General features: G+C 61.4%; 17 protein-coding genes and 1 tRNA gene. 5 read left to right on the top strand and 13 right to left on the bottom strand.

Features of this window, described 5'->3' with window-relative positions; genetic code table 11:
- Nucleotide 1: 1 nt before the first annotated feature.
- The 9 genes from HXS65_RS02765 to HXS65_RS02725 form a co-directional block, all read right to left on the bottom strand.
- Nucleotides 2–703, bottom strand: coding sequence for a nucleoside/nucleotide kinase family protein (locus tag HXS65_RS02765; RefSeq protein ID WP_308477988.1), 702 nt, complete (start codon nt 701–703; stop codon nt 2–4).
- 60 nt (nt 704–763) lie between these two features.
- Nucleotides 764–1,606 (bottom strand): L-iditol 2-dehydrogenase, encoded by an 843-nt coding sequence (locus tag HXS65_RS02760; RefSeq protein ID WP_141392384.1) that lies wholly within the window; start codon nt 1,604–1,606, stop codon nt 764–766.
- A gap of 26 nt (nt 1,607–1,632) precedes the next feature.
- Nucleotides 1,633–2,343 carry an HAD family phosphatase gene (locus HXS65_RS02755; RefSeq protein WP_255304394.1) on the bottom strand — a complete coding sequence of 237 codons (711 nt, stop codon included), beginning with the start codon at nt 2,341–2,343 and terminating at the stop codon, nt 1,633–1,635.
- Nucleotides 2,344–2,369: 26 nt separating this feature from the next.
- A complete protein-coding gene (locus tag HXS65_RS02750; RefSeq protein ID WP_077372662.1) occupies nt 2,370–3,617 on the bottom strand; it encodes an ABC transporter ATP-binding protein in 1,248 nt (415 codons plus the stop codon).
- 89 nt (nt 3,618–3,706) lie between these two features.
- The gene (locus HXS65_RS02745) at nt 3,707–4,591 is read right to left on the bottom strand and encodes a carbohydrate ABC transporter permease (RefSeq protein WP_176493031.1); all 885 of its coding nucleotides are present in this window, start codon (nt 4,589–4,591) and stop codon (nt 3,707–3,709) included.
- 31 nt (nt 4,592–4,622) lie between these two features.
- Nucleotides 4,623–5,510: a carbohydrate ABC transporter permease gene (locus HXS65_RS02740; protein WP_043334545.1), complete on the bottom strand. Its 888-nt coding sequence runs from the start codon at nt 5,508–5,510 to the stop codon at nt 4,623–4,625.
- A 243-nt stretch (nt 5,511–5,753) separates the two neighbouring features.
- A complete protein-coding gene (locus HXS65_RS02735) occupies nt 5,754–7,097 on the bottom strand; it encodes a sugar ABC transporter substrate-binding protein (RefSeq protein ID WP_077372660.1) in 1,344 nt (447 codons plus the stop codon).
- Nucleotides 7,098–7,802: 705 nt separating this feature from the next.
- Entirely contained in the window at nt 7,803–8,759 is a 957-nt protein-coding gene (locus HXS65_RS02730) for a sugar-binding transcriptional regulator (protein ID WP_176493030.1), read from the bottom strand.
- A 185-nt stretch (nt 8,760–8,944) separates the two neighbouring features.
- The gene (locus HXS65_RS02725; protein ID WP_077372653.1) at nt 8,945–9,538 is read right to left on the bottom strand and encodes a Yip1 family protein; all 594 of its coding nucleotides are present in this window, start codon (nt 9,536–9,538) and stop codon (nt 8,945–8,947) included.
- A 289-nt stretch (nt 9,539–9,827) separates the two neighbouring features.
- Between HXS65_RS02725 and dctP the strand changes: the two genes are divergently transcribed.
- Together dctP and HXS65_RS02715 are read left to right on the top strand one after the other, a co-directional pair.
- Nucleotides 9,828–10,823 carry a TRAP transporter substrate-binding protein DctP gene (gene dctP / locus HXS65_RS02720; RefSeq protein ID WP_176493029.1) on the top strand — a complete coding sequence of 332 codons (996 nt, stop codon included), beginning with the start codon at nt 9,828–9,830 and terminating at the stop codon, nt 10,821–10,823.
- A gap of 164 nt (nt 10,824–10,987) precedes the next feature.
- Complete coding sequence (locus HXS65_RS02715; protein WP_170877354.1) at nt 10,988–11,983, top strand: TRAP transporter substrate-binding protein; 996 nt, start codon at nt 10,988–10,990, stop codon at nt 11,981–11,983.
- 110 nt (nt 11,984–12,093) lie between these two features.
- Here the strand turns inward: HXS65_RS02715 and HXS65_RS02710 are convergent, their stop codons facing one another.
- Entirely contained in the window at nt 12,094–12,732 is a 639-nt protein-coding gene (locus tag HXS65_RS02710) for a LysE family translocator (protein WP_176493028.1), read from the bottom strand.
- 315 nt (nt 12,733–13,047) lie between these two features.
- Here HXS65_RS02710 and HXS65_RS02705 point away from each other — a divergent pair, with 315 nt between their 5' ends.
- Together HXS65_RS02705 and HXS65_RS02700 are read left to right on the top strand one after the other, a co-directional pair.
- On the top strand, nt 13,048–13,509 hold the full coding sequence (locus HXS65_RS02705) for an HIT family protein (protein ID WP_176493027.1): 462 nt from the start codon (nt 13,048–13,050) through the stop codon (nt 13,507–13,509).
- Nucleotides 13,510–13,631: 122 nt separating this feature from the next.
- Complete coding sequence (locus tag HXS65_RS02700) at nt 13,632–14,393, top strand: hypothetical protein (protein ID WP_176493026.1); 762 nt, start codon at nt 13,632–13,634, stop codon at nt 14,391–14,393.
- A 109-nt stretch (nt 14,394–14,502) separates the two neighbouring features.
- Here HXS65_RS02700 and HXS65_RS02695 read toward each other — a convergent pair.
- Nucleotides 14,503–14,576 (bottom strand) — tRNA-Gly (locus tag HXS65_RS02695).
- A 160-nt stretch (nt 14,577–14,736) separates the two neighbouring features.
- Nucleotides 14,737–15,777, bottom strand: a complete 1,041-nt coding sequence (locus HXS65_RS02690; RefSeq protein ID WP_308483169.1) for an adenosine deaminase — start codon at nt 15,775–15,777, stop codon at nt 14,737–14,739.
- 309 nt (nt 15,778–16,086) lie between these two features.
- Here HXS65_RS02690 and HXS65_RS02685 point away from each other — a divergent pair, with 309 nt between their 5' ends.
- Nucleotides 16,087–17,157 (top strand): tripartite tricarboxylate transporter substrate binding protein, encoded by a 1,071-nt coding sequence (locus HXS65_RS02685; RefSeq protein ID WP_176493025.1) that lies wholly within the window; start codon nt 16,087–16,089, stop codon nt 17,155–17,157.
- 50 nt (nt 17,158–17,207) lie between these two features.
- Here the strand turns inward: HXS65_RS02685 and HXS65_RS02680 are convergent, their stop codons facing one another.
- The gene (locus HXS65_RS02680; RefSeq protein WP_176493024.1) at nt 17,208–18,803 is read right to left on the bottom strand and encodes an MFS transporter; all 1,596 of its coding nucleotides are present in this window, start codon (nt 18,801–18,803) and stop codon (nt 17,208–17,210) included.
- Nucleotides 18,804–18,858: the final 55 nt, after the last annotated feature.

The raw sequence follows: 18,858 nt of genomic DNA, 5'->3' as shown, positions 1-18,858 counted from the left end.
TTCATCTGTCATCCGCGTCGGGGCCGATGGGGTCGTTCGCCAGACGCCAGCGCCAGTCGGCGTTGAGCGAGTCCTGCTTGATCAGATGCGCATTGAGCATGTCCTTGTGATGGGTACGCTCATGGGCACCCCGCGCATCCTGGCCCATCTCGCGCCAGCGATGCAGCAGGCGCGGCACCAGGACCTCATCCTCGATGTCCAGGAAGATGCGGATATCGAACAATTCCAGCAATGCATCCCAGGGCGCGTGGCGCAGCAGCAGATAGTTGCCCTCGACCAGCACGATGCGATGACGGGGTTCGACCACGCGGCCTCCGGCACGCGCCAGATCCAGCGGGCGGTCGAACACCGGCACGGCCACCGGGCCATCATCGGCGCGCACCCTGACGAGGTCGTGATAGAGCCCGCGCGCATCGAAGGTCTCCGGAGCGCCCTTGACGTAGAGCAGCCCCAGAGGGGCCAGCACGGCGTTGTCGTAGTGATAGCCATCCATCGGCACCACCACGGCGATGCCGGGTTCCAGCGCGTTGAGGGTCTCGCACAGGGATTCCGACAGCGTCGACTTGCCCGCCGCCGGCGGACCGGCGAGGGCCACGATGGTACGTGTGCGCTGACTGGAGGCATGTTCCGCCAGCACACGGCTGGCCATGTCGTCCAGTGAGGGCGACATGTGGGCCAGGCGAGAATCGGGTAAAGATGTCACGTGACTACCTCATTCATGGATGCACACCGCTTGCAGCAGGACGGAAGGTGTCTTTCATCCTTAGCTCATCCAGTTGCCACCGTCGACATTGAGTGTCTGGGCGACGACGAAATCGCTGTCTTCACAGGCCAGGAATACCGCAGCGCCGGCGTGGTCATCCGGCAGCCCCATGCGCCCATAGGGCACGGCCTCCCCGACCAACCGCTTCTTCTCTCCCAGCGGGCGCTGTTCGTGATGGGCAAACAGCGCATCGACCTGATCCCACATCGGCGTATCCACCACGCCCGGCGCGATGCCATTGACATTGATGCCATGGCGGATGAGATCAAGCCCGCAGGACTGGGTGAGACTGATCACCGCCGCCTTGGAGGCGCAATAGGCGCTGACCAGCGCCTCACCCCGCCGCCCTGCCTGCGAGGCCATGTTGATGATCTTGCCGCCCTGCCCGCGCTCGACCATTGTTCTGGCCACCGCCTGCAGGGTGAAGAACAGCCCTTCGACATTGACCGCCAGCTGGTGGCGCAACATGCCTTCGCTGACCTCAAGCACCGGCGCCATGGCGAAGACGGCCGCATTGTTGACCAGAATGTCGATCGGGCCCAGCTGGGCCTGCACGCACTCCAGCATGCTCTGACGCGAGACGCTGGAGGTCACGTCCAGCGTCACCGCCAGCACCCGCGCCTGCGGCCCGGCCTGTGCACGCAGTCGCTTCGCGGCACGCTCGGCCGCCTCGCCATTGATGTCCGCCAATGCCACATAGGCACCTTCCGCGACATACCGGGTGGCGATGGCCAGACCGATGCCTCCCGCACCGCCCGTGACCACGGCCACCTTGCCCTTGAGCCTTGCACTGCGGGACACCGGCGACGTCACGGAGTCACTGTCAGCGCGTCCAGAAGCCATGTGCATGTGTCACCCCCTGACGGTGCTCATGTGGCGCTCAGGTCGCTGGCCTGTCCAGCATGCAGCTGGCGAATCAGACCGTTGACCTCTTCCATGGTCGCACAGCTCTGCCAGGCACCCGCCTCCTGCTGACGCTGCGCATGCCCCGGCGGAATATGTCCGGCACCGGTAAAGCCGATCACGCGCAGACCGGCCGCGACCGCCGCGCTGACACCGGCCAGGCTGTCCTCGACCACCACGCATTCCTCGACATCACGCCCCAGCTGACGCAGTGCCAACTGATAGACATCCGGCGCAGGTTTCGGGCGTGCGACCTGCTCGGCCGTGAACAGCGGCACCTTTCCCAACCAGCGATCCAGACCCGTGGCGGCCAGCGAGGCACGCACTCGTCGCTCGGCGCTGTTGGAGACGATCGCCACCGCCAGACCTCGGGTCATCAGCTCGCCCAGCAGTTCCGCCATGCCCTGGATGGGCGCAAGCTCACTGGCCAGACGCGACTCGATGGCGTGATCGATGCGCTCCATCGCCCGCGGCGGCAGCGTGTGTGCGCTCATGGCCTCCAGATCCCCCAGAATGGCATCAGTGGTCATGCCCAGCGCCGCACGCAGCTCCGCCTCGGTATCCAGGTCCGGCAGCCATTCCCCCAGCTGACGTGACAGCACCTCCTCCGCCAGTATCTCGCTGTCCACCAGCACGCCATCACAATCGAAGATCACCTGCTGCAAGGGTGTACTCATGTCGGCCTCCTCCTCGGGCTTCCCGTTCATGCGCGGGCTGCCTGTGCGGCACCGGCACTGGACAGTGAATTGTCCTGACGCGTCAGGCTGGTCAGCGGGTGACGGTTGAGATTCTGCAATGCTAGGCCCGCGGCGGTGAACAGATGCGCACGCTCGGTCTCGAAGCCGTAGCGGATGCGGTCTCCCACACGGCTGTCGACGTCGCCATCCGCCATCAGGATCCAGCCGCTGTCGGACTGCTCGTCAGACTTGAGGCCGCCGATCGGCGCATCGCCGGAGCCGTCCGGGGTCGCCAGATAGAGCGACGTCACCCCACCCAGACGCTCGATGACCTGAATCTGACCCGTGAACGGGCCATTCTCGTCGAGCACCAGATGCTCCGGCCGCACGCCCAGCGTCAGGGTATCGCCGACACACACCGAGGCACCGTCTTCCGTCTGACTCACGACCGGAATCAGGTGCTCACTGCCATCCGGCAGACGCACCGTGACCCCTTCGACCGCCACGGAGGTAACGGTGAGGTCGAGGAAGTTCATCTTCGGTGAGCCGATGAAACCGGCCACGAAGCGATTGCGCGGGTGATGGTAGAGCTCCATCGGCGAGCCGACCTGCTCGACCACACCGCCCTGCAGCACGACGATCTTGTCAGCCATGGTCATGGCCTCGACCTGGTCGTGGGTCACGTAGATCATGGTCGCCTTGAGCTCGGCATGCAGGCGCGCCAGCTCGATGCGCATCTGCACGCGCAGCGCGGCGTCCAGGTTGGAGAGCGGCTCATCGAACAGGAAGATGCTCGGGTTGCGCACGATGGCACGCCCGATGGCGACACGCTGACGCTGGCCACCGGACAGTGCCTTGGGCTTGCGATCCAGCAGCGGACCCAGTTGCAGCACCTCGGCGGCCGCATTGACCTTCTCGGCACGCTCTTCCTTGGAGACGCCGGCGAGCTTGAGGCTGAAGCCCATGTTCTCGCCCACCGTCATGTGCGGGTAGAGCGCATAGCTCTGGAAGACCATCGCCAGGCCGCGCTCGGCCGGGCCGACATCGTTCATGCGATTGCCGTCGATCAGGATGTCACCGGACGTCGCGTTCTCGAGTCCGGCGATCATGCGCATCAGCGTGGACTTGCCGCAGCCGGACGGGCCGACGAAGACCACGAATTCCTGGTCCTTCACTTCCAGATCGACCCCCTTGATGACCTGGGTCGTCGTGGCGCTGGCGCCACTGCCGGAGGTGAATTCCTTGACGATGTTCTTGAGCGTGAGTGTGGACATGGGAGGTTTCCTTATCCGCACCTGCCCTCGGGCAGGTGATGGCAAATTGGGGTGGCATGGCATCGAGGCGACATGCGTATGGCGCGCCGTTACTTGACGGCACCGAAGGTCAGGCCGCGAACCATCTGCTTCTGGGTCATCCAGCCGAAGATCAGGATCGGCGCGATGGCGAGCGTGGAAGCCGCGGAGAGCTTGGCCCAGAACAACCCTTCAGGACTGGAGAAGGAGGCGATGTAGGCGGTCAGCGGTGCGGCGTTGGAGGTGGTCAGATTCAGGCTCCAGAACGCCTCGTTCCAGCTCAGGATCACGCACAGCAGGCCGGTGGAGGCGATGCCCGGCAGGGTCAGCGGCAGCAGCAGATGGAAGATCTCCTGCAGGGTGCTGGCGCCGTCCATGCGTCCGGCCTCCAGGATGTCCTTGGGAATGTCCTTGAAGAAGGTGTAGAGCATCCAGACCACGATCGGCAGGTTCATCAGCATGTAGATGATGATCAGGCCGGTACGGCTATCCAGCAGTCCCAGATCGCGGAAGATCAGATAGACCGGCAGCAGCACGCCCACGGACGGCAGCATCTTGGTGGAGAGCATCCACAGCAGCGTGCCCTGGGTGCGCTTGGTGGGCAGGAAGGCCATCGAGTAGGCGGACGGAATCGCGATCAGCAGCGCCAGCAGCGTGGCACCCAGCGAGATCACCACGCTGTTGAGGGCATACTTGAAGTAGTCCGCACGCGCCTGGATCTCGATATAGCCCTCGATGCTGGGCCTGAAGAACAGGCTCGGCGGCGTGGCGATCGCCTCGGCCTCGGTCTTGAAGCTGGTGAGGATCATCCAGAAGATCGGGAAGAACATCACCAGCGCGATGGTCCAGGCCACCAGGGTCAGGACAAGTTTCTTGTTGATCACGCTGCGGCGCGCACGACTGGCGCTCACTGCTGCGCTGGCGGCGGCCACGGAATTGGAAGTTGAAGTCGACATCATTGAGTCTCCCTGTGCTGAGCGCTTGTCATCAGTTCTCGAGATTCTTGGCGACGGTACGCACCAGGAAGAAGGCCACGATATTGGCCAGGATAATGGCGATCACGCCACCGGCGGAGGCACCCCCTACATCGAAGTCCAGCAGGGCGCGGATGTAGATCAGGTACGCCAGGTTGGTCGAGGCCAGCCCCGGACCACCGGAGGTGGTGACGAAGATCTCGGCGAAGATGGTCAGCAGGAAGATCATCTCGATCATCACCACCACGCTGATGGCACGCTTCAAGTGCGGCAAGGTGATGTAGAAGAAGATCGCCACCGGCCCTGCCCCGTCCATGCGTGCCGCCTCGACCTGGTCGTCATCCAGTGACTGGATGGCGGTCAGCAGGATCAACACCGCGAACGGCAGCCACTGCCAGGTGACGATGATCACGATGGAGGTCAGCGGCAGGCTGGCGAACCAGTCGATGGCCGGCAGACCGAACAGCCCGGCGACCCAGGCCAGAATGCCGTTGACCGGGTGCATCATCATGTTCTTCCACACCAGTGCACTCACGGTGGGCATGATGAAGAACGGCGCGATCACGAACAGACGCGCGACGCCACGCCCGAAGAATTCCTGCTGCAGCAATACCGCCAGCAGCGTGCCGCCGACCACGGTGGCCACCAGCACCCAGCCCACCAGCAGCAGGGTATTGCCCATGGCCGTCCACAGGGACGGATCGGTCAGCAGATAGTAATAGTTGTCGACGCCGGCAAAACCGGACACCGACGGCATCATCAGGTTGTAACGCTGGAAGGAGAACCACAGGGTCATGACCAGTGGTACCAGCATCCACATCAACAACAGGCTTACGGCTGGGGCTTGCAGCGACAGGGTTCGCAATCCCCCGACGGTGCGTCCGGATGCTCTCGTGCGCATGGTGAGTCCTTCGATACGGTGAGGAAGTCCGGCAATGCGGTGGGCTTCAGGCCGAGGCTCCCCATGCCACGCCGCGAGGGCGTTGCAGGAGTCTCGAGAGGAAGAGGTTGCCGCGGGTGCCGGACGGGCTCCCGCCGTGCTTCGAGTCAATTCGTGTTGAGGCTCAAGGCAAGGCGGGAGGCCGTTGGAACATTCAGGTCAGATCAGACCAGATCCTTTGAGATCACAGCCGTTGAGATCAGATCAATAGCCCGACTGGCGCATGGTGCGCTCGGTGGAACGCTGGGCGGAGGACAGCGCCTGCTCGACCGACATCTGGCCCGCCAGCGCCGCGGCGATCATCTGACCCACCTGGGTACCGATGGACTGGAATTCCGGAATGGTCACCATCTGCACGCCGACATACGGCACCGGCTCAAGCGTCGGATCGGTCGGGTCGGCACTGGTGATGGCGTCCATCACGAAGCCGGCGAAGGGGGCGGCGTCCTTGTAGGACTGATTCTCGTAGGTGGAGACACGGGTGCCCGGCGGAATGCTGGCCCAGCCTTCACGCTCGCCGACCAGATTCACGTATTCCTGGGATGTGGCCCAGGTGATGAAGGTCTGGGCGGCATCCTTGGACTTGGAAGACTCAGGAATGGCCAGTGCCCAGGACCACAGCCAATGCGAGCCCTTCTCCGTCTTGGCGATCGGCGCCGGCGCGAAGCCCAGCTTGTCAGCCACGGAAGATTCCTTCGGGTTGTAGAGCTTGCCGGCTGCGGACGTGGCATCGACCCACATGCCGCACTTGCCGCTGGAGAACAGCGCCAGGTTCTCGTTGAAGCCGTTGGAGGTCGCCCCCGGCGGGCCATACTTGCCCATCATGTCGACGTAGAAGTTGATGGCCTCGCTCCAGGCCGGCGAGTCCAGCTGCGGCTCCCACTCCTCATTGAACCAGCGGCCACCGAAGCTGTTGACCATCGTGCCCAGCACCGCCATGTTCTCGCCCCAGCCCGGCTTGCCACGCAGGCAGATCCCGTAGACACCTTCATCCGCGGAGTTGAGCTTGGCGGCCCAGTCGTTGACCTGTGTCCAGGTCGGCTGCTCCGGCATCTCGATACCGGCCTTCTCGAAGAGGTCCTTGCGGTAGTAGAGCATGGAGCTCTCGCCATAGAACGGCAGCGCGTAGAGGCCCTGGTTCTCGCCTTCGGTCAGACTCAGACCATCACGCACCGGCTTGATCAGGTCATCGACCTGATAGTCGTCCGGCAGATTGTCGAGCTTGGTCAGCCAGCCGTGCTTGGCCCAGATAGGCACTTCATAGGTACCGATGGTCATGACATCGAACTGGCCACCCTGGGTCGCGACATCGGTGGTCAGGCGCTGACGCAACACGTTCTCTTCCAGCACCACCCAGTCGAGAGTGATATCCGGATGCGCCTTCTCGAATTCGCTGGTCAGGCTCTGCATGACCACCATGTCGGCGTTGTTGACGGTCGCCACGGTGATGGTCTCGGCACTCACCTGTGCGCTGAGCGGCGCGATGGCGGCGACGCTGGCGAGCGTGAGCAGATGACGGCGGGGCTTGGTGATGTGAGGTAGGCGCATGAGGGCACTCCATCGGGCGTTATTGGCATTGTTCTTTTCGAGGGTAGCGGCACCTGAGGCACCGATACCTTCCCATCTACCGGTCTGGTGCTCGAATGTCCTGGCGAGACATCTCGGCACAAATACGTTCGATCAAAACGTCATTCAGTGAACAAATGATCGGATCAGACCTTTGAAAAAGCAAACTCTGAAGCGCTATACCTTGGGCTATACCACCTTGGGATCTGATCCTTTGGGTGTAGACCGATAGCCGGCATGACCTCTGAGCTTGCGACCCGATCAGCCTATACAGATATTAGCGTTAAACGAAACAACGCAGCCCTTGATCGAGGCGGAAATCCGCCGCCATTGAGTCGAACAATCCTGCCGAAATGTCTGACAAGAGATGGCAGGTTTCGCAGCAAAAGCCGTGGGCCAGACGAAGGAAGGAGAGAGAGAAAGAAAGAGAAAAGAAGGTGAGAAATAAGAGGGAGAAAAAGAACAGACATGGCGGCCGATGTTATGTGCATATCCCAGGCATCGCGCCAGCAAGACAACGCCAGACACTGCCCCCGCCCTGCTCCCGATGACTCGCCCGGCGCCTTGTACGGCGTCTATTCACGAGAGCCTGTCATCGGGAGCCTGTCGTCGAGCGCAAGCCGTCAGCAGAACGCCATCAGAATGCCCCCATCACTCTGAAGCCATTCGAAGGCAGCCGTCCCCTGCTCAGTCCTTGAGTACCGCGCAGACCCGCTGGGCGGCCACCTCATCGATGATCAGCCCCTGCAGCCAGCCACCGCGCAATGCACTCAGAATGGCCGGCACCTTGTCGTGCCCGCCCGCCAGCCCGATCAGCGGCTGTGCCTTGAGCGAGGTCAGCGGCACGCTGGTGATGCGCTGCGCCAGCGGGCAATCGATCAGCTGTCCATTCATGTCCAGCGGCCAGCCCATCAACTCGCCCACGGCACCGACTTCCATCAACTCATCGCGCTCGGCGGCGCTGATGAACTGATCCTGGAACAAGGTCGCCTGGGCATCGAGTCGCCCGATGCCGATCATGCCCACATCGGCCTCGCAGGCGACGCTGAACACCGCCTTGACCAGACTCTGACTGAGCAGTGACTCCTTCTCCTCGACACTGGCCGCCACCACCGGTGCAGGCAGCAGAAAGCGGTCCGCGCCGATCTTGTCCGCCAGCAGCATCACGCCGTCATAGCGGTTCGAGGAGCCATTCAGAGCGACATTGCCAACCAGCGACACGATACGGTGCTGGGGCCGCTCACTGCGGCTCAGGGCTTCCACCGCCGCACGTACCGCGCGTCCGGTACTCAACGAGATGGTTTGTGGCTGCTGTCGGCCGAGATAGAACGACAGGCGCTCGGCACCGGCCACCGCGAGATACTCCGCAATGCTTTCCGGCGACTGGGTGTCCGAGGGCACCACATCGCAGAAGCTCAGACCGAATCGCTCCACCAGCGCATCCGACAGCGCCATGCTGCTGGCCACGGGGTGATCGATGGAGATCTTGACCAGGCGTTCCTGACGCGCCAGCGACAGCAGGCGCTGTATTCCCGGGCGAGAGACCCCAAGCTGGGTGGCAATCTCATCCTGGGTTCGCCCTCCCACATAGGACAACCATGCGGCACGCGCAGCCTGCTCCAGTCTCAGCTCAAACTTGTCCATGCGCTTTCTTCCACACTGTCTATTGAGTCCAACACTTTCCACGCCGCTGCCGCCGAGCACAAGGGCCACGGACCAACACGGTCACGAAACGGCGACGCCCCGCCGGTGAAGGCGAGGCGTCGAAGGTGTGTTTTCTAGAGCAGATGGCATCACGTCACTGACATCGGGGTCGTTGCCTCACGGGGCTACATGAACCAGCGTGCGCCGTACCCCCACAGCAGCACGGTCACCGCCAGCAGTCCTTCCAGCACCAGCACCCCGATCCCGAGCGTGGAGCCGGTGACCAGAAAGCCTTCCTTGTTGGAGATGTCCAGCAGTGGCGGGATGCCCAGATACAGCAGATAGGCGCTGTAACACAGGCCGATGGTACCGGCGAGAATGCACAGCCAGATGATGGGATACAGCGCCACCAGGCCTGCCAAGAACATCGGCGTGGCCACATAGCCTGCGAAGATGATGCAGCGACGACGACTGGGGTGTCCCGAGAAGCGCTGCGACAGCAGGTGTATGACGGTGCCCATGAAGGCGATCGCCGTCAGGATGGCGATGTAGAAGGCGATACCGGCATAGAAGGCATCGAGGGGTTCCAGCAGGATGGCGTGGCCTTCCGTCAGGCTCCAGCCGACCTGGGTGGTACCGATGTAAGCGCAGATGACAGGCACCAGCGCCATGAGCAGCACATGATGTGCGTAGAGGTGGGTGATGGATTCGTGTTCCTTGCGGATGGTCTGCCATTCCCGTTGCGGATGTGCCATCAAGCCCCATACGTGGGTCAGCATGTGGTCTACCTCCCGTTGACAGTCGTCGACAATCCGGTCATGCGGTCCCGGCGCGGAATTCGTGTCAGGGCAGTTGCACGGCCTTGTTCTGAGCGTAGACCACATTGCGTCAACTGGCAGTTCAACGCCCGTTGCGCCGCCCTGAACCCTGCGTTGGTGCAGGGGGAAGGAGAGCGGCGGCTTGCGTTGACCGAAACACCAACGGCAAGGGAGGCGCGAATGAGAGATACTGGATGTATCAGACACAACGGATGGATGACGACACATGCCAACTGGACAGCGCTCAAGCATGAAGAGAGTGCTCGGAGTGATCCTTGCCCTGGGTCTGGCGCCAATGGGCGCGGACGCCCGGGCTGACTCGGTCGAGCTGACCATGAGCCGGGAGTATGGCCCCCAGACCATGATGGGGCAGCGTGCCCAGGCATTCGTCGAGAAGGTGGCCTCGCTCAGCGAGGGAGAACTGGTGATCCATTTTGGTGAAGGCCCGCTGACTCGCCTGCGGTCAGTGAATCATCTTGAAGCCATCAACGCCGATATCATTCAACTGGCGGACTCCCACAGCGGCGCCCTCGCCACCAGCATGCCGCTGTTCAGCATCAGCTCACTGCCCGCGCTGGTCGACAATCCGCGCCAGGCCCGAGAGCTCTATCGCCTGGCTCGCCCGAGTTACGAGGCACTGCTGGCGCGCCATGATCAGATTCTGCTCTACGCCCTGCCCTGGCCTCCCAGCGGACTCTGGTCACGCAAGCCGATCGCCGAGCGCCAGGACCTCCAGGGGCTGACTGTGCGTGCCTATGACCGCAATACCCAGCGCGTGCTGCTGAACCTCGGCGCCATCGCCAGCGTGCTGAGCTGGGAGCCGATGCAACAGCAACTGGCCGAAGGCCGCATCGAGGCCGTGATGACCTCGGCATTGGGCGGTCTGACAGCCGAGCTCAACCGCACGCTGGATCACTACACCGCCCTGCAATACGCCATGCCGCTCAATATCGTGCACATGAGCCAGGCGAGATTCGAGGCCCTCGACGCCCCCCAGCGCGAGGCGCTGCTCACCGCCGCGGCAGAGATTGAAGATACCAGCTGGGACGCCATCGCCGGCATCCTGGAAGAGACGCACGCCCAGCTTGAACACGCGGGCGTGACTGTCCGCAATCCCCTCACGCCTGATCTCAAGCAGTCACTTTCCCGCGCCAGCATCAGCGTGATCGAAAGCTGGCGCAGCAAGGTAGGCCCGAAGGAAAACGAATTGCTGGATCACTATCTTGACGTGCGCTCCACGCTCTAGCGCCGCCCACGCTCTCCAGTCCGCCCGGGTGTCTCGCGACACCCGGGCATGAAGCGCGAGCCATTCGGTCTGGCGGATCAGCTCCGAGCCGAGGGCCGTGGGAGCGCCCTCGAGTGTCCCGATGCCGGACACCCGGAATGACAACAACGAGAAAGGCCCCCTCCATGACGCCATCCTCTCCTCTGCGCCGATTCCGTTCGCTCATGGCGCTCACCGCGCTGTTGACGACCCCCCTTGCCCAGGCCCAGACGACGCTCAGCATGAGCAGCGACTACGAGCCCGATACCCTGATGGGCCAACGCGCGGCAGAATTCAGCCAGGAAGTCACCAGGCAGTCCGATGGTGATCTGGCCCTGACGCTGCGCTCGGACATTCGCTCGGCCAGTCACCTGCAGGCCACTTCCGCCGGCGTCATCGACATTGCCGCGACGCTGAGCGGTGCCCTCGCCGAGGAGATTCCCTTCTTCGGCATCTCGTCGTTGCCGGCCATCGCCTACAACCTCAAGGAAGCGAACCGTCTCTATCAGCTCGCCAAGCCCCGCTATCGCGAGCTGCTCGAGGACCACCACCAGATACTGCTGTTCGCGCTGCCATGGCCCCCAAGCGGCCTGTGGAGCACTCGGCCCATCGCCGATGGTGATGACCTCAAGGACATGCCGATTCGCACCTATGACCGCAACACACAGCGTATCCTGCTCAATCTGGGGGCCGACCCGCGTGTCATGAGCTGGGGGGAACTCAAGCCCCTGCTCGAAGCCGGCAGCATCCACGGCGCCCTCACCTCCGCCATGGGGGGTGTCAGCGCGGAGCTCTACCGGTACATGCCCAATTTCACGACGCTCAACTACGCCATGCCGCTCAATATCGTTCACATGAATCGTGACAGCTTCGATCGTCTCGACAAGCGCCAGCAGACGGCACTGCTCGCTGCCGCGAAGGCAACGGAAGAAAACGCCTGGGCATCTGCTGAAGCCGTGCTCGCCGAGGCCTATACCACCTTGCAAGCCAATGGCGCACGCCTGATCACCCCTGCACCGCCGGCACTCCACCGTGACCTGGAAGCCGCCAGCCAGCATGTCTTCGATAGCTGGAAGCAGAAGGTGTCACGCCAGGACGGCAACCTGCTCGAAGAGTATCTGGAATCACGCCCTGAACGCTGAGCCTTAAAGCACTGATGATCGACAGGCTCCAGACACGACAACGGCACCCTAGGGTGCCGTTGTCGTCTTCGTGCGCTTCACGTCTTGTGCAATGGCAGCCAAGGCTCGGCTCACCGATGCGACGCCGCCAGTCCCGCGCCGGCCACGACGAACAGACTGCCCGTGGTGCGATTGAACAGCCGCACGCGCCGGTGGCTATCAAACCAGCGACTGATGCTGGAACCCGCATGGGCGTAGGTGCTCATCGTCAGCAGGTCCACCACCAGCCAGGTCAGCGCCAGCACCACGAACTGGGGCAGCTGCGGCTGGGCCATGTCGATGAAGTTGGGGAACAGCGCGCCGAAGAACAGCAGGTCCTTCGGGTTGCTGATCCCGATACCGAAGCCCTTGCGGCACAGTTGCCAACGCGTGGCTTTGGCGCGGGTCTGGCCCTCCTCCCCCACGGCATCGAACACCACCGGCTGGGATGGCGCCCGCCAGGCCTGAATGCCCAGATAGATGAGATAGAGCGCCCCGACGATCTTCAGCACCAGAAACCCCGTCTCCGACGCCGCCAAGGCCGCGCCGAGGCCCAGCGACGACAAGGCCATCAACACCAGTGACGCCGCCGCTCCGCCCGCCACCGTCGCGAACGAGCGGCGTCGACCGTGGCGCAGGCCATGATCCATGCACAGCAACGCAAACGGTCCGGGAAAGGTGATCAAGGCGGTGATGACGCTGACATATGCCAACCAGACGGTGAGTTCCACTGGGGTTCCTTGTCGTTCAACGAATGACGAACTGCTGAAAGGTGACCTGCCAATATCGCGGCTCTCCGCCGCGTCAGCAACAATTTTCGCTTCGATCGGCTCGGCAAGACAGTCACGTGGCACTTCATCGAGCAGGCAGCTGCCGTAACCCCTTCTGCGGGAACTGCCAAGCATTGACAACCAGACTCCATCAAACTTCACTCATACAAGGAGACTCCCAAGCTCTCTTTACAAGGGCTCTGTTCACAAGAGCTCTGATCACTGTGACCCAGAATCAGGACGAATCTGGCGACACTTAACTACCAGGGAAGGATCATGAGTGACTGCGTATTTTGTCAGATCGTTACCGGCCAGAGTCAAAGCCATATCGTGGCCGAAGATGAGCACTTCCTGGCCTTCCTCTCTATCTTCCCCTCTACCCTGGGCAACACGGTCGTCATTCCCAAACGCCATCTGGGCAGCTGCGTGTATGAACAGGACGACGAGGTGATTCTCGGCCTGATGCGTTTCACGCGTGGCGTGGCGCGCAAGCTAGACGCCTACTTCGGGACAGCACGTACCGCCATCATCTTCGAGGGCTACGGCGTCAACCACCTGCACGCCAAACTCATCCCATTACATGGCACCCAGCCAGGCGGATGGCAGGCCAGACACTCGAAGATGAAGTACTACATGGTCGAATATGATGGCTACATCGTCAGCGCGGATGGCCCGCGTGAGACTGACGAAAATTTGTCAAAGCTGGCAAGGAAGATATTTCAACATGATACGAAGTAGTTTCCGCAGAAAAATCACGCTAAAGGCTATAATTTTACTTATATAATGGTACTAGCAGAGCACATATTCACTATAAACATCAGAATGACAAAAGTATTAACTTGAACTCTAGAGGTAATCACGTGGATAAATGTAAGCTATGCCTCAAAGAAAGTGTCCTTCAAGAGTCACACATACTACCGAACTCAATAGCAAAGCGTATAAAAAACAATGGGCAAACGATAGTAATTACAAATAATCGGCATCCGAAAGCTGAAAACAGCAACTTTAATTACGTTGAACCTATGCTTTGCTGGGACTGCGAACAAATTTTATGCAAATATGAAAAATATGGCACAAATGTAACTATAAATAATAATCTTATAAAGAGAAAAGGTGATGACCTGGTAGTATTTAAAGTAGACTTTAAAAAATACTATCTATATCTAATTAGCATACTGTGGCGCGCAGGACTAACCAATCACAGGGAGTTTTCTACAGTGCGGCTGGGGTTACCTTTTCTAGAGCTAATGAGAAATTGCTTACTTGAAAATAAATTGACGTGGCAAAAAATTCATCTAGAAGATCTTATCTCCATATCAATAATAAAAATAAAAAATGAATACCCCCATTTAACTGACGAGTCCATTAGAAAAATCATTATAACACCTAGACTTGATGATGACAATTCGCAAACTCGATATTACTACATGATGTATGATGGTTTTGTATTTGCATACTATTATACTGGGCATTCTTCGCTCATTCAAAATAGAACAAAACCAAAATTTCGATTAAGACGATCTACTAGAAATAAATTCCCTGCAAAAGGGATAAAGAGCATTCCCATAATCAACAACAAACTATATGACGCTCAATTAGCTGCTCAACCTAAGAAGACCTAACAAGAACATTTCGAATGTGCGCACAATATAGAAATCATTCAATAACAAACAAACAACTCATACCCCAAACACAAAAAAGCCTCCCATTCGGGAGGCTTTTTGAAGAATCTGGAGCGGGTGAAGGGAATCGAACCCTCGTCTTAAGCTTGGGAAGCTTCTGCTCTACCATTGAGCTACACCCGCAGGGCGGTGCATTGCGCACGCCAGAACTGCATTGTACTCAACGACTTAGCACGGTCAAGCAACATCTGATGGAGCGCTTGCCGCAGGCGGCGTCATGCTGGCGATGTTGGTGGCCAAGCCGTTGATTACATTCAGTATTCAAGCGTCAGTGTTAATTGCGTCACGCCACGCAGCTATCGAGTTGCGCCAGCAGCACATCACGGCGAGTGTCACTCATGCCGAGGCCTTCGGCGCGCTGCGGGAAGGCGGCATCGATGGCATTGCGACACAGGGTGAGCCACTGCGTCTCGCTGAGATCCAGCGCCTGCTGCACGGCGATGAAGTTGTCGAGCATGCCGCCACCGAAATAGGCCGGGTCATCCGAGTTGAGGGTGATATTGAGCCCGGCCTCGATCAGCTTGGGCAGCGGGTGGTCGTCCATGCGCTCCACCACCTTGAGCGCGACATTGGAGAGCGGACACACCGTCAGCGGGATACGCCGCTCGGCGAGTTCCGCGACCAGCGCCGGGTCTTCCAGGCAGCGCACGCCGTGGTCGATACGCTCCACCCCCAGCACCTCAAGCGCGGTACGAATGTACGCAGCCGGCCCCTCTTCGCCGGCGTGAGCGACACGGTGCCAGCCGCGCTCCCCCGCAAGCTGGAAGACCTCGGTGAACTTCTCCGGCGGGTTGCCGATCTCGGCGCTGTCCAGCCCGACCCCCACGAAGCGTGACTCGAAGGGAATCAGCGCCTCGAACAGTTCGCGTGCAGATTGCGCGGAGTGGCAACGCAGGAAGCTCGGCACCAGGGCCGAGGTGATATCGAATTCCTTCACTGCCTCACGACAGGCGCGCTCCAGCCCCGCGAACTGGGTGGCCAGGCTCACGCCACGTGACAGATGCGCCTGTGGGTCGAAGAACAGCTCCAGATGCTTGACGCCATCGGCACTCGCGCGGCGGAAATAGTCCTGCGCCAATCGGTAGAAATGCGACTCGTCATTCAGCACGCCCATGCCCTGATAGTAGAGCGCGAGGAAGGCGGGAAGATCCGCGAAGTCATAGGCCGTCTCGACTTCCTCCAGAGTGGCATAGGGCAAGGCGATGCCCTGCTCCGCCGCCAGCTCGAACATCAGCGCAGGGGTCAGCGAGCCCTCGATATGCAGGTGCAGCTCCACCTTGGGCAGGCGGGCGAGAAAGTCATGCATGCGCGGGGTAAGGGTCATGGCCCGTCTCCTCAATGAAAGGCGGCGGCTGGGAGATCGCGAAACGTTCATCACAGCCTGATGGCGCAATTCTAGCAATCCCGGGACCACCTTGAGGAGAGAGGCTTGGGGAAATGCCGATTCCTGCCAGGACGCCTCAGCCCTGCGCCTTTCCGCTGCGCGCCGAAATAGGCTATTTTCGTTCATTCGTACTCTCGCAATGACTCACCATGCCAGAACCCGCGAGTACGCAAGCCAGCCGCAGAAGACACGCCGCCCTGGCTGACATAACCATAACGATCGACGCTGAACACCCAAGGACACCCTGCCATGTACGCCACCTTGCCTGCCCGCCGCACCTTGCTGCGCCGCCTGCATTCTCGCCTTGTTGCACCTCATCGTGCCGGCGCCCTGCCCGCTGCCCTGCTGCTGAGTCTTGGCCTGATGACACCATTGAGCGCCTCCGCCGAGGAAAGCGCGGCCGATGACGTTGCCCCCAGGGGCAAGACAGAATGTATCGCCCCCGCCAAGCCCGGTGGCGGCTGGGACTTCACCTGTCGTAGCGTGGCACGCCTTCTCGATGAGCAGAATCTGATTCCCGCCGGCATGCAGACACTGAATGTGCCCGGTGCCAGCGGGGGTGTTGCCTTCGCGCACGTGAAGTCAAAACGCCATGACGATGAGCAGGTCATCGTGGCGGCCTCCAGCGCCACCACCACTCGCCTGGGGCAGCACGCCTATCAGGACGGCAAGGTGGACGACGTGCGCTGGCTGGTGACGCTGGGCGCGGATTACGGCGTGATCGCGGTGGCCGCGGATTCCCCCTACCAGACCCTCGGCGACCTGATGAGCGTCATGCAGGCAGACCCCAAATCAATCCGCTTTGCCGGGGGAGATGTCGCGGGCGGCTTTGATCACCTCAAGGTGCTGATGGCCGCACGCGAGGCGGGAATCGAGAATCTGCGTGCCCTGCCCTATCTGGCCTATGACTCCGGCTCCGTGGCCATCACCCAGGTCATGGGCGGCCACCTGGAGGCCTTCACCGGCGACATGACCGAAGCCCGCGGCTTCGTCGAGTCAGGCCATCTGCGCCTGCTGGCCGTGTTCAGCGAAGAGCGCCTGCCCGGCCAGTACGGCGACATTCCCACCGCACGCGAACAGGGCATCGACGTGGTAGCCCCCAACTGGCGGGGCTTCTACCTGCCGGGTGGCGTCTCCGATGCCGCCTTTGCCTGGTGGGAGCAGACCCTCAATCGCATGGCGGATACGCCCGAGTGGCAGCAGGTGATGCAGGACAACGGCCTGATGCCCTTCCACAAGTCCGGCAAGGCGCTGGAGACCTTCATCACCCGCCAGGTGAGCGATGTGGAGCAACTGTCGCGTGAGCTGGGCCTGCTGTGACGGCCTGTCGTCGCAGATAAGCGTGAGACGCGCCCCTCACTGAGCGGATCTCAAGGCGTGGACGGCGGCCACTGGGCCTTGAGCGCATCGTGAGACGTAGATGTCTGCCACGCCGGCTCGTCTGATCCCCCCGCCGCGGCGGAGTCTGTCCTATCTGACTTCACTGCGGCGGGGGTTTTTCTGCCGTCTCTCTGATCAATAATGCTCTGATCAATAGTGCTTTGATCAATACCGCTCTGATCAATGGCGCTCTGATCAGCAGCGCCCTGAACGTCCACTGGCGTCTCATTGGCCGCAAAGGCCTCATCGAGAGCCTCTTCCAGCGCCTCCTCGAAAGTTTCCTCCAGTTCATGTTCGAAGGCCTCTTCCTGTGCGGCCGCTTCAGCTGCCGCCAGCGCTTCCTGCTCGTCCTCGGCATGTTCATGCGCCCACTCCACCGCCACTTCCATCGCCATCGGTGACGCCGTCGGCAGGATATTCAGATAGCTGTCGGTGTCCTCCAGCGGCACCCTCGCCTTCTGGGTGACCTGATAGAGCGCATATAGCGAGATGGCCACGAAGGTGACGGCCAGCACCAGCCAGAAGGCATGGGGGTCGAGCATCTCCATCGCGCCCCCTGCCGCCAGCGGCCCGAGGATGGCACCGAGTCCGAAGGAAAAGACCAGCCCGCCCGAGGCGCCCGGCATCTCCTCGGCAGACAGCGAGTCATTGGTGAAGGCCAGCAGCAGGGCATACAGCGGCGTGGCCACCCCACCGGCGAGGAACGCGGCGGCGATCAACGGCCACAGGGCATCTCCCGCCATCCAGCCCAGCGCGCAGGACGCTGCACCGGCGGCGGCCAGAATTCCGATCAGCACTCGGCGATCCATGCGGTCCGACAACCAGCCGATGGGGGTCTGCAGAACCAGCGCGCCGGCGAACAGCGTGGCGATGAACAGCGCGATCTGTGCCCCCGAGAGGCCGATCTGGGTGCCGAATACCGCGCCCATCCCCGACTGGGTGGCGTAGACGCTACCGAGCAAAAAGATGCCGATGGCCCCCAGCGGCGAGGCCCGGAACAGCTGACCGAATGACATGGCCCGCGAGACTTCCACCACGGGCGCCACGACCGCCGACAACAGGATGGGGCCGAAGGAGACCGACACGAGAATGGAGGCGCAGATGAACAGCACGGAAGTCGCGGCATCTCCCAGCGTCAGCAGGCCCTGGGCCCCGATGATGCCCAGGGTCTGCGCCATCATGTAGGCCGAGAGCACCTTGCCACGGGTCTCGTTGCTGGCCGCCGCGTTCAGCCAGCTTTCCGCCGTCACATAGATGCCGGACATGCAGAAGCCGATCAACATGCGCAGCAGGGTCCAGGCCCAGGGCTCGGTGAGCAGTGGCAAGGCGATCAGTGCCGCCGAGATGAAACTGCCCAGCGCGGCGAACACCCGCACATGTCCGACCCGCTGGATCAGCACCGGGGTATAACGTGCCCCGGAGAGAAACCCCACGAAGTAGCCCGAGGTGACGATCGCCAGCTCCGCCGAGGAGAACCCCTCGATGGCGCCACGCAGGCCGATCAGCGTGAAGTGCATGCCGTTGCCGAGCATGATCAGCACGATCCCCAGCAACAACGCCCACACTCCCCCCAGTACCTTGACCATGACGCCTCCTGTTCCTTGCCCCTCGCTCGTCGTCAGGCGATGGCGGGCTTCGGCT

Origin of the sequence: Cobetia sp. 5-25-4-2, from assembly GCF_013374075.1 — a bacterium.
In the GTDB taxonomy this organism is placed as follows: domain Bacteria; phylum Pseudomonadota; class Gammaproteobacteria; order Pseudomonadales; family Halomonadaceae; genus Cobetia; species Cobetia marina.
This window is presented reverse-complemented; position numbering and strand designations above follow the sequence as displayed.